Raw genomic sequence first — 12,462 nt, 5'->3', positions numbered from 1 at the left:
CGCCGCCGCCGACGCGGCCAGCGCCAGGCCCTGCCTGCCGGAGGAGCGGTTGCCCAGGTAGCGCACCGGGTCGAGCGGCTCGCGCGTGCCACCCGCCGAGACGACGACGTGGCGTCCGGCCAGGTCCTGCGGTCGCAGCAGAGCGAGCGCACCGGCCAGGAGGGCCTCGGGCTCCGGCAGCCGCCCCGGTCCGGAGTCCGTGCCGGTCAGCCGCCCGTCGGCCGGGTCGAGCACATGCACACCGCGGGCCCGCAGCGTCGCCACGTTCGCGACCGTCGCCGGGTGCTGCCACATCTGGGTGTGCATCGCCGGGGCCATGAGCACCGGGCAGGTCGCCACGAGCAGGGTCGCGGTGAGCAGGTCGTCAGCCCGGCCGGCGGCGGCCCTCGCGAGCAGGTCCGCGGTGGCGGGGGCCACGACGACGAGGTCTGCCGTCCGTCCGATCTCCACGTGGGCGACCTGCTCGACGTCGTCGAACAGGTCGGCCGTCACGGGCTCACCGGACAGCGCCTCCCAGGTGGACCGTCCGACGAACCGCAGGGCGGCCTCGGTCGGGACGACCCGGACGCGGTGCCCGCTCTCGCGCAGCAGCCGGAGCAGCAGCACGGCCTTGTAAGCCGCGATGCCGCCGCCGACACCCAGGACGACGCGCACCGGAGGGTCAGTCGGCGATGGGCTCGATCGTGAGCAGACCGGCGTCGATCTCACGCATCGCGATCGACAGCGGCTTCTCCTGCGGGCGGTTCTCCACCAGCGGGCCGACGTACTCCAGCAGCCCCTCGTTGAGCTGGGAGTAGTAGGCGTTGATCTGGCGGGCCCGCTTGGAGGCGAACAGCACGAGGGCGTACTTGCTCTCGGCGCGCTCGAGCAGCTGGTCGATCGGCGGGTCGGTGATGCCGGTGGGGTGTGCGACGGTTCCGGACACGGCGGGGCTCCTGGAATGGGCTCGGATGGGGCTCGGGGCGGACCGCAGGGCGCCTGCGAAGGGCTCGCGGGTCCGACTGGTCAGCAGTCTACCCGGCCCTGCCGGGCAGGGCCGGTGCGACCCGGGCACCCATGAGGTCGAGCAGCTCGTCCGTGGCCCGCGTGACGTCGTCGTTCACCACGACGTGGTCGAACTCCGGCTCCGCGGCCAGCTCCACGGTCGCCGTGGCCAGCCGCCGCTCGCGCTCCTCCTCGCTCTCGGTGCCCCGGCCGACGAGCCGGCGCACCAGCTCGTCCCACGAGGGCGGTGCGAGGAACACGAAGCGTGCGTCCGGCATGGTGGCCCGAACCTGCCGGGCGCCCTGCAGGTCGATCTCGAGCAGCACAGGCACCCCGGCCGCCAGATGCTCCTCGACCGGTCCCCGCGGCGTGCCGTAGCGGTGCACCCCGTGCACGACGGCCCACTCCAGGAGCTGGCCGTCCGCGACCATCGCGTCGAACCTCTCGGGGCTGACGAACAGGTAGTGCACCCCGTCGACCTCACCGGGGCGGGGCGGACGGGTCGTCGCCGACACCGACAGCCACACCCACGGGTAGCGGCGACGCACATCGGCCGAGACCGTGCCCTTGCCGACCGCGGTCGGGCCGGCAAGGACGGTGAGCCGGGCAGGTCCGCCGCTCACCCGTAGAGGTCGACGAGAGCCTTGACCTGGTGCGGGCCGAGGCCACGCACGCGGCGAGTCTCGGAGATGCCGATGTCGGCCATCACCTTGCGGGCCTTCACCTTGCCGACACCGGGCAGGGACTCCAGCAGCGACACGACCTTGAGCTTGCCGATCGTCTCGTCCTGCTGGCCCTGCTCGATGACCTCGGAGAGCCGGCCCTGGGAGTACTTGAGGCGGTTCTTCACCTCGGCACGCTTCTGCCGGGCAGCCGCGGCCTTCTTCAGCGCATCGGCACGTTGTTCGGGAGTCAGCGGGGGAAGTGCCACGCGCGTCACCTTCTTGTCACTCGTCTGGGCAGGTCACTGGTCCTCGGGCGGTCCCACCGGGCGCCCGACCTCATCGCTCGAACCTACCCACCGGCTCGCGCTCCGGCAACGTGAGCCCCCGGAAAGTCGCACGTCAGGACTCCAACGCAGCAACGGCCTGGTCACGGGCCCGGTCCGCGGCCGCCCGCAGGGCGACGGCGTCCGGCCCCGCGGCGAGCACACCGCGCGACGACGAGGCCAGCACCGCGTGCCGGGCCGAGCCGAAGACCTCCCGCAGCTCAGCGGCCCCTGCACCCTGTGCACCGACCCCCGGGGCGAGCAACGGACCGCGCACCGCCGCCAGGTCCACGCCGAGCCGTCGGGCCGCGTCCCCGATCGTGGCGCCGACCACCAGACCGACCGAGCCGAGGGTGGTGCCCGGCTCCCCCGCGGCGAGCTCTGCGTCATTCGCCGCCGCGGCGGCCCGGGCGATCGCCGTCGCCACTGGCACCCCGTCGGGGTCGATCGCGTGCTGGACGCTCGCCCCCTCGGGGTTCGAGGTGAGGGCGAGCACGAAGACACCGCGACCGTGCGCGGCCGCCACCTGCAGCGCCGGGGTCAACGAGCCGAAGCCCAGGTAGGGAGAGAGCGTCACCGCGTCGCCGGCGAGCGCCGAGCCCTCCCGCAGGTAGGCGTCGGCGTAGCCGGCCATCGTGGAACCGATGTCGCCGCGCTTGGCGTCGACGATCACCGGGGTCCCCAGCTGCCGGCTCGCCGCGACGACCTCCTCCAGGACCGCCACACCGGCGGCACCGTGCCGTTCGAACAGAGCCGACTGCGGTTTGAGCCCGGCGACCCGGCCACCGAGCGCCTCGACGACCGTGAGGGCGAAGCTGCGCAGACCCACGACGTCGTCGCCCAGCCCCCACGCCGCGAGCAGACCGGGGTGCGGGTCGATGCCCACGACGAGCGGGCCGTGCTGAGCCCGGCTCGCGGCGATCCGGGCGCCGAACGTCGCCGTCACCGGGCGGCCGCCTGACGCTCCCGGGTGGCCTGCGCGTGCTCCTGGAGGCTGCGCACCTCGAACGGCCCGGACAGGACCGCCTCGATCGCCTGGACGGCAGCACCGAGCTGCTGCACCGTCGTGATGATGGCGCGGTCCGCGGCCGTCGTCGCAGCGCGGATCTCGTAGCCGTCGGCGCGGGCGCCCTGACCGGAGGGGGTGTTGACCACGATGTCGACCTGCCCGTCGACGATGAGGTCGACGATGGTCGGCTCCCCCACCTCGGACCGGCCCGCGGAGAACTTGCGCACCACGTCGCAGGCGATCCCGGAGCGGTGCAGCACCACCGAGGTGCCCTCGGTGGCCAGCACCCGGAAGCCCAGCTCGGACAGCCGCTTCACCGGCAGCACGATGGCGCGCTTGTCGCGGTCGGCGACCGAGATGAACACCGTGCCGGACGTCGGCAGACCGCCGTAGGCGGCGGCCTGCGACTTGGCGAAGGCACGCGGGAAGTCCCGGTCGAAGCCCATCACCTCACCCGTCGAGCGCATCTCCGGGCCGAGCACCGTGTCCACCACGTGGCCGCCCGGGGTGCGGAACCGCTTGAAGGGCAGCACCGCCTCCTTGACCGCGATCGGCGCGCCGAGGTCGAGCACCGAGGCGTCGTCGGCCGGCAGCAGACCGTCGGCCCGCAGCTGTGCGATCGAGTGCCCGGCCATGACCAGCGCCGCCGCCTTGGCCAGCTGCACCCCGGTCGCCTTGGAGACGAACGGTGCGGTGCGCGAGGCCCGCGGGTTGGCCTCCAGGACGTAGAGCACGTCGCTCACCAGGGCGAACTGGATGTTGAGCAGACCGCGCACCCCGACCCCGGCGGCGATCGCCTCGGTGGAGGTGCGGATGCGCACCAGCTCCGAGCTCGACAGCGTCACCGGCGGCAGTGCGCAGGCCGAGTCGCCGGAGTGGATGCCGGCCTCCTCGATGTGCTCCATGACGCCGCCGAGGAACAGCTCGGTGCCGTCGTAGAGCGCGTCCACGTCGATCTCGATCGCGTCGTCCAGGAAGCGGTCGATGAGCAGCGGTGGGATCGACCCGGCGCGCGACGGGTCGCCGGCGGCCAGGGCACGGCGCACGTACTCGTCGAGCTGCGGCTCGTCGTAGACGATCTCCATACCGCGTCCGCCCAGCACGTACGAGGGGCGCACGAGCACCGGGAAGCCGATGCCACGGGCCGTCTCGCGGGCGCCCTCGAGGGTGGTCGCCGTGCCGTAGGCGGGAGCCGGCAGCCCGGCGGCGGCCAGCACGGCGCCGAACCGGCCGCGGTCCTCCGCCGCGTCGATGGCCTCGGGCGAGGTGCCCAGGATCGGCAACCCGGCGTCGGCCAGACGCTGGGCGAGCGACAGCGGGGTCTGGCCACCGAGGGTCACGATGAGCCCGGCCACTGGACCGGCCGCGAGCTCGGCCTCGTAGACCTCGAGCACGTCCTCGAAGGTGAGCGGTTCGAAGTAGAGCCGGTCGGACGTGTCGTAGTCGGTCGAGACCGTCTCGGGGTTGCAGTTGACCATGACGGTCTCGTACTCCCCGCGCAGGGCCAGCGCCGCGTGCACGCACGAGTAGTCGAACTCGATGCCCTGCCCGATCCGGTTGGGTCCCGAGCCCAGGATGAGCACGGCCGGGCGGGTGCGCGGGGCGACCTCGGTCTCCTCGTCGTAGGAGGAGTAGTGGTACGGCGTGCGGGCGGCGAACTCGGCCGCGCACGTGTCGACCGTCTTGTAGACGGGCCGGACCCCGAGTGCCCAGCGGGTGTTGCGCACCGAGTCCTCGCTGGTGCCGCGCAGCGCGGCGACCTGCACGTCGGACAGCCCGTGCCGCTTGGCGTGCGCCAGCACCTCACGGGTGAGCGCCGGTGCCGCGGCGGTGGCGGCCGCCACCTCGTTGACGAGCTGCACCTGGTCGAGGAACCACGGGTCGATCTTCGTCACCGCGAAGACCTGCTCGACGCTCACCCCGGCGCGCAGCGCCTGCTGCACGTCGACGAAGCGCCGCTCGGTGGGCTGGGCCAGGGAGTGCACGAGCTCGTCGAGCGCCTCACCGGTGAGCGGTTCGCCGTCCCAGTGGAACGAGGAGCCGGACTTGTCGATCGAGCGCAGCGCCTTGCCGAGGGCCTCGGTGAAGTTGCGCCCCAGGGCCATCGCCTCCCCCACCGACTTCATGGTGGTCGTGAGGGTCGGGTCGGCGGCCGGGAACTTCTCGAACGCGAACCGCGGCACCTTGACCACGACGTAGTCGAGCGTCGGCTCGAAGCTCGCCGGGGTGGAGCCGGTGATGTCGTTCGGGATCTCGTCGAGCGTGTAGCCGATGGCCAGCCGGGCCGCGATCTTCGCGATCGGGAACCCCGTCGCCTTGGACGCCAGCGCCGACGAGCGCGACACGCGCGGGTTCATCTCGATGACGATGATGCGACCGGTGTCCGGGTGCACCGCGAACTGGATGTTGCAGCCGCCGGTGTCGACCCCGACCTCACGGATCACCGCGATGCCCAGGTCACGCATCGTCTGGTACTCGCGGTCCGTGAGCGTGAGGGCCGGGGCCACCGTGATCGAGTCGCCGGTGTGCACGCCGACCGGGTCGACGTTCTCGATCGAGCAGACCACCACGACGTTGTCGTGCTTGTCCCGCATGAGCTCGAGCTCGTACTCCTTCCAGCCGAGGATGGCCTCCTCGAGGAGCACCTCCGTGACCGGTGAGTAGTGCAGCCCGGCACCGACGATGGCCCGCAGGTCGGCCTCGTCGTAGGCGATGCCCGAGCCGAGCCCGCCCATCGTGAACGAGGGACGGACCACCATCGGGTACCCCAGGTCGTCGGCCGCGGCCACCGCCTCGGCGAGGCTGTGCACGATGAGCGAGCGGGCGCTCTCCCCGCCGCAGGCCTCGACGACCTCCTTGAACTGCTCGCGGTCCTCGCCCTTGCGGATGGCGGCGATGTCGGCGCCGATGAGCTCGACGCCGTACTCGGCGAGCACCCCCGCCTCGTGCAGGGCGATGGCGGCGTTGAGCGCCGTCTGCCCGCCCAGGGTCGGCAGCAGGGCGTCCGGGCGCTCCTTGGCGATGATCGCCGTGAGCACGTCGGTGGTGATCGGCTCCACGTACGTCGCGTCGGCGAAGTCGGGGTCGGTCATGATCGTCGCGGGGTTGGAGTTGACCAGCACGACGCGCAGGCCCTCGTCCTTGAGCACCCGGCACGCCTGGGTGCCGGAGTAGTCGAACTCGCAGGCCTGGCCGATGACGATCGGCCCGGACCCGATGACCAGGACGGACTTCAGATCGGTGCGCCGGGGCATCAGGCGGCGTGCTCCTTCGTCGGGTGGGACTTCATGAGGTCGAGGAACCGGTCGAACAGGTAGGCCGCGTCGTGCGGACCGGCCGCCGCCTCGGGGTGGTACTGGACGCTGAACGCCGGCAGGTCGAGCGCCTCGAGGCCTTCGACCACCTGGTCGTTGAGGTTGACGTGCGAGACGTGCACCCGGCCGTACCTTCCACCGTCGTACGGGGCCGTGGTCTGGGCGTCGAGCGGTGCGTCGACCGCGAAGCCGTGGTTGTGCGAGGTGACCTCCACCTTGCCCGTCGTGCGGTCCATCACCGGCTGGTTGACGCCGCGGTGGCCGTAGCCGAGCTTGTAGGTGCCGAAGCCCAGCGCGCGGCCGAACAGCTGGTTGCCGTAGCAGATGCCGAAGAACGGGATCCTGCGGTCGAGCACCTCGCGCAGCACGTCGACCTGGGTGGTCGCCGCCCCGGGGTCGCCCGGGCCGTTGGAGAAGAACACCCCGTCCGGGTGCACCGCGAGCAGGTCGTCGATGGTCGACCGGGCAGGCAGAACGTGCACCTCGATCCCGCGCTCGGCCATCCGGTGCGGGGTCATCGCCTTGATGCCCAGGTCGACGGCGGCGACGACGGCGACCGGTGTGGTGAGCGGCCGGCCGTCGGGCCCGAGCGCGGGCACCACGTAGGCGGAGTCGGTGGAGACCTCGGCCGCCAGGTCGGCGCCGGACATCGGCGGGGCCTGCAGGACCTGGTCGAGCAGCTCGTCGGCGGCCAGCGGCCCGCCGTCGGCACCCGTGAGCGCCGGCCCGGAGAAGATCCCGGCCCGCATCACACCGCGGTCGCGCAGGTGCCGGGTGAGCGCGCGGGTGTCGATCCCGCTGATGCCGACCACACCCTGGTCGGCCAGGTCGGCGTCGAGCGTGCGCGCCGACCGCCAGCTGGACGCGCGTCGGGCGGGGTCGCGCACCACGTACCCGGCGACCCAGATCCGGGCCGACTCGCCGTCCTCGTCGTTGACACCGGTGTTGCCGATGTGCGGCGCGGTCATCACGACGATCTGGCGGTGGTACGAGGGGTCGGTGAGGGTCTCCTGGTAGCCGGTCATGCCGGTGGAGAACACGATCTCGCCGAGCGAGCGGCCGATCGCGCCGTACGCCTGACCGGTGAAGGTCCGGCCGTCCTCCAGGACGAGCACCGCGGGGTTCATGCCGTCTCCTTCTCGTCGGGGTCGAGCAGCGCACCGGCGGTCGCGAGCAGCCGCTCGCGGTCGGCCGCGTGCCGCAGCCGCACCGCCGTGCGCAGGGGGGCGAGCGGGGCGCCGTCCGGCGGGGACGGCGGCACCCACTCCAGCACGGTGAGGCCGTCACCGCCGGTGAACTTGCCCGCCTGGCCACCACTCGTGGCGACCGCGCGCAGCAGTGTGCGGGGCACGAACAGCTCGGGGGCCCCGGACCGGGCGATGCGCACCCCGGTGTCGAACACCTGGACCGCTGCCTGCGACCGTGCACCCATCCCGTGGGCGACGACGCGTTCGAGGACGTCCGCCGCGAGCACGGTCGAGACGTAGATGCCCGGCATCAGACCGGTCGCCGACGTGCCGAGGTCGGCCGGCACGTCGGGCAGTACCGGTAGGGCGGCAGCGCTCGCCCGGCCGCGCGCGGACCAGCCCTGCCGCATCCCCCACAGCGCCGCGGCCACGACGAGCGCGATGACCGCGACCGAGACGGCCCAGGTCACGAGCTCGCCCCGGCCCGCTCGACGAGGGCGCCGTCGAGCACCGTCGGGCGGCCGTGCAGGAAGGTCGCGACCACCCGGCCGGGCAGCTCCATCCCCGCGAACGGGGTGTTGAGGCTGGCGGTGGCCTGGTCCTGCGGCCGCACGACGCGTCGGACCGCCGGGTCGACGAGGGTGAGGTTGGCCGGTTCGCCGACCTGCACCGGACGGCCCTGGTCCGCGACCCGTCCGATGACCGCCGGGGTGAACGACATGACGCGGGCCACATCGGCCCAGGTCATCCGGCCGGTCTCGACCATGGCCGCCTGCACGACCGACAGGGCGGTCTCCAGCCCGGTCATGCCGAACGCGGCCGCGGCCCACTCGCAGTCCTTGTCCTCGCGCGGGTGCGGCGCATGGTCGGTGCCCACGACGTCGATCGTCCCGTCGGCCAGGCCCGCCCGCACCGCCTCGACATCGGCGGCGGTGCGCAGCGGCGGGTTGACCTTGAACACCGGGTCGTAGCCGCGGACCAGCTCGTCGGTGAGGTAGAGGTGGTGCGGGGTGGCCTCGGCGGTGACGTCGATCCCGCGGCCCTTGGCCCAGCGCACGATCTCCACCGACCCTGCGGTCGACAGGTGCAGCACGTGCAGCCGCGAGCCGACGTGCTCGGCGAGCAGCACGTCGCGGGCGATGATCGCCTCCTCGGCGACGGCGGGCCAGCCGGCCAGACCGAGCTCGGCTGAGACGAGGCCCTCGTGCATCTGGGCGGTCGCGGTGAGCGCGGGCTCCTGGGCGTGCTGGGCGATCACACCGTCGAACGCCTTGGCGTACTCCAGGGCGCGACGCATCACGACGGGGTCGTGCACGCACCTGCCGTCGTCGGAGAAGACCCGGACGGCGGCTGCGCTCGCGGCCATCGTGCCGAGCTCGGCGAGCTGGGTCCCGGCGAGCCCGACGGTGACTGCACCGACCGGACGCACATCCGCCCAGCCCGCGTCGCGGCCGAGCCGCCAGACCTGCTCGACCACGCCCGCGGTGTCCTGCACCGGGTTGGTGTTGGCCATCGCGTGCACGCAGGTGAACCCGCCGAGGGCCGCGGCGCGGGTGCCCGACCAGATGGTCTCGGCGTCCTCGCGGCCGGGTTCGCGCAGGTGGGTGTGCAGGTCGACGAGACCGGGCAGCAGCACGAGGCCCTCGCCGGGCACGACCACGGCCGAGGTGTCGTCGGAGGCCGTCGCGCCGATGGCCGCGACCCGTCCGTCCTGCACGAGGACGTCGGCGACACCCTCGCCGAGGATGCTGGCTCCGCGGATCAGGTAGGCGGTCATGCGCTGGCTCCGATCTGGCCGTCGACGGTGGGTTGCTCCTGGCCGGCCAGGACGAGGTAGAGCACGGCCATCCGGACCGCGACACCGTTGGCCACCTGCTCGACGACGACCGACCGGTCGGCGTCGGCGGCGTCGGCCGAGATCTCCAGACCGCGGTTCATCGGCCCGGGGTGCATGACGATGGCGTGCTCGGGCAGCCGGGCCAGGCGCCGGGCGTCGAGCCCGTAGCCGCGGGTGTACTCCCACGGGCTGGGGAAGAACCCGCCGCCGCCCATCCGCTCGCGCTGCACCCGCAGCATCATCACGGCGTCGGGACCCTGGTCGAGGACGTCGTCGAGGTGGTAGGAGACGTCGGCGGTCCAGCTCTCGACGCCCACCGGGACCAGCGTGGGCGGCGCGACGAGCGTGACGCGCGCACCGAGGGTGTGCAGCAGCTGCACGTTGGACCGGGCGACACGGGAGTGCAGCACATCGCCGACGATCGCCACGTGCAGACCCGCCAGGTCGTGGCCCACCGGGTCGGTGCCGCCGCGCAGCCCGACGAGGTGACGGCGGAGCGTGTACGCGTCGAGCAGCGCCTGGGTCGGGTGCTGGTGGGTGCCGTCCCCGGCGTTGACCACGGCACCGGCGGTCCAGCCCGCATGCGCGAGCCGGTGCGGTGCGCCCGAGGCGTGGTGCCGGATGACGACGGCGTCCGCACCCATCGCCTGCAGGGTCTGGGCGGTGTCCTTGAGCGACTCGCCCTTGGACACGCTCGAGCCCTTGGCCGAGAAGTTGATGACATCGGCGGACAGTCGCTTGGCGGCCGTCTCGAACGAGATGCGCGTGCGGGTCGAGTCCTCGAAGAAGAGGTTGACCACGGTGCGCCCGCGCAGGGTGGGCAGCTTCTTGATCTGACGTTCCTGGGTGGCGGCCATCGCGGCCGCCGTGTCCAGGATGGTCACGGCCTGGGCGCGGTCCAGGTCACCGGCCGACAGCAGGTGCTTCATCGCCGTGCCCCTTCCAGCAGGACGGCGTCGCGGCCGTCGGTCTCGGACAGCAGCACCCGCACACGCTCACCGGCCGAGGTCGGCAGGTTCTTGCCGACGAAGTCGGCGCGGATCGGAAGCTGCCGGTGCCCGCGGTCGACGAGGACCGCGAGCTGCACGGCGCGCGGGCGGCCGAGGTCGCTGATCGCGTCGAGCGCCGCGCGGATGGTGCGCCCGGAGAAGAGCACGTCGTCGACCAGGACGACGACCTTGCCGTCGAGGCCGCCGGCCGGCAGCGCGGTCGCGCCGACCGAGCGGGTGGGCTGGTGCGCGAGGTCGTCGCGGTACATCGTCACGTCGAGGTCGCCGACGAGCGCGCCGGCGTCGAGCCCGGGCTCCACCCGGGCGAGGCCGGCGGCGAGCCGACGGGCCAGCGGAACCCCCCGCGTGGGGATGCCGAGCAGCACGAGGTGCTCGGCACCGTGGTTGCGCTCGAGGATCTCGTGGCCGATCCGGGTGAGTGCGCGCGACATGTCGCCCGCCCCCAGGATCTCCACCGGGTCGCCGCCAGATGCGGCCGTGTTCGCGGGCACAGACATGCACCGACTCCCTTCCCCGCCTCTCCGGACGGGTCTTAAAGGAACGTCTTACGGGTGCGATGGTAGTGCTCGACGCAGGCCGGTACGCCGCCGGCTCACCTGGCGGGACGGGCCTGGCCACCGGCGGCCTCGGGCATGGCGGTGCCGACCCCGCGGCGATGAGCGGGACGAGGCCTGGTCCCGCCGGTGCCGACGGACGCGCGGGCGCCACGACGGGCGTGCGGAAGTCACCCGAGGCTCCGGGCGTGTCGCCGCCGCCTCGGGCTCCCGGCACCGCGGGTGGGACGGCTCAGGCCAGCAGGGTCGGCTTGAGCGCGACGATCCGGCCGAGCAGCCCGTTGACGAACGCGGGCGACTCGTCGGTCGACAGCTCGACCACGAGGTCCACGGCCTCGTCGACGGCGACCGCATCGGGCACGTCGTCGTTCCAGAGGATCTCCCAGGTGCCCAGCCGCAGCGCGTTGCGGTCGACCGCGGGCATCCGGGCCAGCGTCCAGCCGTGTGCGTACGTGGTGAGCAGCTCGTCGATCCGGTCGCGGTGCGCGATCACGCCCTCGACCAGGTCGACGGTGTACTGCGGCAGCGCGGTCTCCCGCCCGGAGTCGGCGACCCGGGCCGCGAGCAGCTCAAGGGTGTCGACCTCCCGCTGCTCGGCCTCGAACAGCAGGTCGAGCGCGCGCTTGCGTGCCTTGCTCCGGGCACCCACGTCAGTCGTTCACGCGGCCCAGGTAGCTGGAGTCACGCGTGTCGACCTTGACCTTGGTGCCCGACTCGAGGAACAGCGGGACCTGGATCTCGTACCCGGTCTCGAGGGTGGCCGGCTTGGTCCCGGCGGAGGAGCGGTCGCCCTGCAGACCCGGCTCGGTGTAGGTGACCTCGAGCACGACCGACGGCGGCAGCTCGACGTAGAGCGGGTTGCCCTCGTTGGTCGCCACGAGCACCATCTGGTTCTCCAGCATGAAGTGCGACGCGTCGCCGACGACGGTCTCGGGGACCAGCAGCTGGTCGAACGTGCTGGTGTCCATGAAGACGAAGTCGCTGCCGTCCTTGTACAGGTACTGCATCTCGCGCTTGTCGACCGTGGCGGTCTCGACCTTGAGGCCGGCGTTGAACGTGCGGTCGACCACCTTGCCGGAGAGCACGTTCTTCAGCTTGGTGCGCACGAAGGCACCGCCCTTGCCGGGCTTGACGTGCTGGAACTCGATCACGGTCCACAGCTGCCCGTCGATGCGCAGCACGAGTCCGTTCTTCAGGTCGTTGGTGGTCGCCACGAGGCACGTTCTTTCGTCAGGGGGTCGAAGGCCGTCGGACATCGTACCGGGCGCGCGGGCCCGCTCTCAGGTCAGCAGGGCCCGGGTGAGCGCGCCGACCGCCGAGGCCCACAGCAACGAGGCCAACGAGCCGATGACGAACCGCTCGGACGCGGCCGGGTTCTCCTTGAGCTCGGCGAACCGGCCCAGGCCCTTGACCGCGACGACGACGGCCACCGCGTCGGGCTGCCCGGCCGTGATCGCGAGGGTGACGGCGGCCCGTTCGAGCAGCCCGATCGTCAGCCCGCCGCGCAGGGTGCGCGCGGCGGAGGTGGCCGGCCGCGCTCCTGCGGTGAGGCGCGCCGGGGCGGTCGGGTCGGTGCGTC

General features: G+C 72.8%; 13 protein-coding genes and 1 pseudogene. All 14 read right to left on the bottom strand.

What is annotated here, in order from left to right:
• Nucleotides 1-654: bifunctional phosphopantothenoylcysteine decarboxylase/phosphopantothenate--cysteine ligase CoaBC (gene coaBC, locus F2B26_RS10545; protein ID WP_159809106.1), on the bottom strand; the 654-nt coding region annotated here is incomplete at its 3' end.
• Between the two features lie 7 nt (nt 655-661).
• Nucleotides 662-925 carry a DNA-directed RNA polymerase subunit omega gene (gene rpoZ, locus F2B26_RS10540; RefSeq protein WP_159809104.1) on the bottom strand — a complete coding sequence of 88 codons (264 nt, stop codon included), beginning with the start codon at nt 923-925 and terminating at the stop codon, nt 662-664.
• A gap of 88 nt (nt 926-1,013) precedes the next feature.
• A complete protein-coding gene (gene gmk, locus F2B26_RS10535) occupies nt 1,014-1,607 on the bottom strand; it encodes a guanylate kinase (RefSeq protein ID WP_159809102.1) in 594 nt (197 codons plus the stop codon).
• The gene (gene mihF, locus F2B26_RS10530; RefSeq protein WP_159809100.1) at nt 1,604-1,915 is read right to left on the bottom strand and encodes an integration host factor, actinobacterial type; all 312 of its coding nucleotides are present in this window, start codon (nt 1,913-1,915) and stop codon (nt 1,604-1,606) included. Before mihF ends, gmk begins: the two co-directional genes overlap by 4 nt.
• Nucleotides 1,916-2,048: 133 nt before the next feature.
• Nucleotides 2,049-2,918 carry an orotidine-5'-phosphate decarboxylase gene (pyrF, locus tag F2B26_RS10525; RefSeq protein WP_159809096.1) on the bottom strand — a complete coding sequence of 290 codons (870 nt, stop codon included), beginning with the start codon at nt 2,916-2,918 and terminating at the stop codon, nt 2,049-2,051.
• Nucleotides 2,915-6,235, bottom strand: coding sequence for a carbamoyl-phosphate synthase large subunit (gene carB / locus F2B26_RS10520; protein ID WP_159809094.1), 3,321 nt, complete (start codon nt 6,233-6,235; stop codon nt 2,915-2,917). The genes pyrF and carB overlap by 4 nt, the downstream gene beginning before the upstream one ends.
• Nucleotides 6,235-7,422: a glutamine-hydrolyzing carbamoyl-phosphate synthase small subunit gene (gene carA, locus F2B26_RS10515; RefSeq protein ID WP_159809092.1), complete on the bottom strand. Its 1,188-nt coding sequence runs from the start codon at nt 7,420-7,422 to the stop codon at nt 6,235-6,237. Before carA ends, carB begins: the two co-directional genes overlap by 1 nt.
• Nucleotides 7,419-7,952, bottom strand: coding sequence for a PH-like domain-containing protein (locus tag F2B26_RS10510; protein ID WP_159809090.1), 534 nt, complete (start codon nt 7,950-7,952; stop codon nt 7,419-7,421). The genes carA and F2B26_RS10510 overlap by 4 nt, the downstream gene beginning before the upstream one ends.
• Complete coding sequence (locus F2B26_RS10505; RefSeq protein ID WP_159809088.1) at nt 7,949-9,259, bottom strand: dihydroorotase; 1,311 nt, start codon at nt 9,257-9,259, stop codon at nt 7,949-7,951. The genes F2B26_RS10510 and F2B26_RS10505 overlap by 4 nt, the downstream gene beginning before the upstream one ends.
• Nucleotides 9,256-10,248 (bottom strand): aspartate carbamoyltransferase catalytic subunit, encoded by a 993-nt coding sequence (locus tag F2B26_RS10500; RefSeq protein WP_159809086.1) that lies wholly within the window; start codon nt 10,246-10,248, stop codon nt 9,256-9,258. Before F2B26_RS10500 ends, F2B26_RS10505 begins: the two co-directional genes overlap by 4 nt.
• Nucleotides 10,245-10,826, bottom strand: coding sequence for a bifunctional pyr operon transcriptional regulator/uracil phosphoribosyltransferase PyrR (gene pyrR / locus F2B26_RS10495; RefSeq protein WP_159809084.1), 582 nt, complete (start codon nt 10,824-10,826; stop codon nt 10,245-10,247). The genes F2B26_RS10500 and pyrR overlap by 4 nt, the downstream gene beginning before the upstream one ends.
• A gap of 289 nt (nt 10,827-11,115) precedes the next feature.
• Nucleotides 11,116-11,532 carry a transcription antitermination factor NusB gene (nusB, locus tag F2B26_RS10490; protein ID WP_159809082.1) on the bottom strand — a complete coding sequence of 139 codons (417 nt, stop codon included), beginning with the start codon at nt 11,530-11,532 and terminating at the stop codon, nt 11,116-11,118.
• A gap of 1 nt (nt 11,533) precedes the next feature.
• Entirely contained in the window at nt 11,534-12,097 is a 564-nt protein-coding gene (gene efp / locus F2B26_RS10485; protein WP_159809080.1) for an elongation factor P, read from the bottom strand.
• A gap of 66 nt (nt 12,098-12,163) precedes the next feature.
• A pseudogene (locus F2B26_RS10480) lies at nt 12,164-12,462 on the bottom strand (hypothetical protein); the annotation flags it as partial.

Source organism: Cellulomonas citrea, from assembly GCF_009829685.1.
In the GTDB taxonomy this organism is placed as follows: domain Bacteria; phylum Actinomycetota; class Actinomycetes; order Actinomycetales; family Cellulomonadaceae; genus Cellulomonas; species Cellulomonas citrea.
This window is presented reverse-complemented; position numbering and strand designations above follow the sequence as displayed.

Bases quoted from the DNA above. Each gene is read 5' to 3' on its own strand.
- carB (WP_159809094.1), bottom strand. From the start codon at position 6,235: ATGCCCCGGCGCACCGATCTGAAGTCCGTCCTGGTCATCGGGTCCGGG.
- pyrR (WP_159809084.1), bottom strand. From the start codon at position 10,826: ATGTCTGTGCCCGCGAACACGGCCGCATCTGGCGGCGACCCGGTGGAG.
- carA (WP_159809092.1), bottom strand. From the start codon at position 7,422: ATGAACCCCGCGGTGCTCGTCCTGGAGGACGGCCGGACCTTCACCGGT.
- F2B26_RS10505 (WP_159809088.1), bottom strand. From the start codon at position 9,259: ATGACCGCCTACCTGATCCGCGGAGCCAGCATCCTCGGCGAGGGTGTC.
- F2B26_RS10500 (WP_159809086.1), bottom strand. From the start codon at position 10,248: ATGAAGCACCTGCTGTCGGCCGGTGACCTGGACCGCGCCCAGGCCGTG.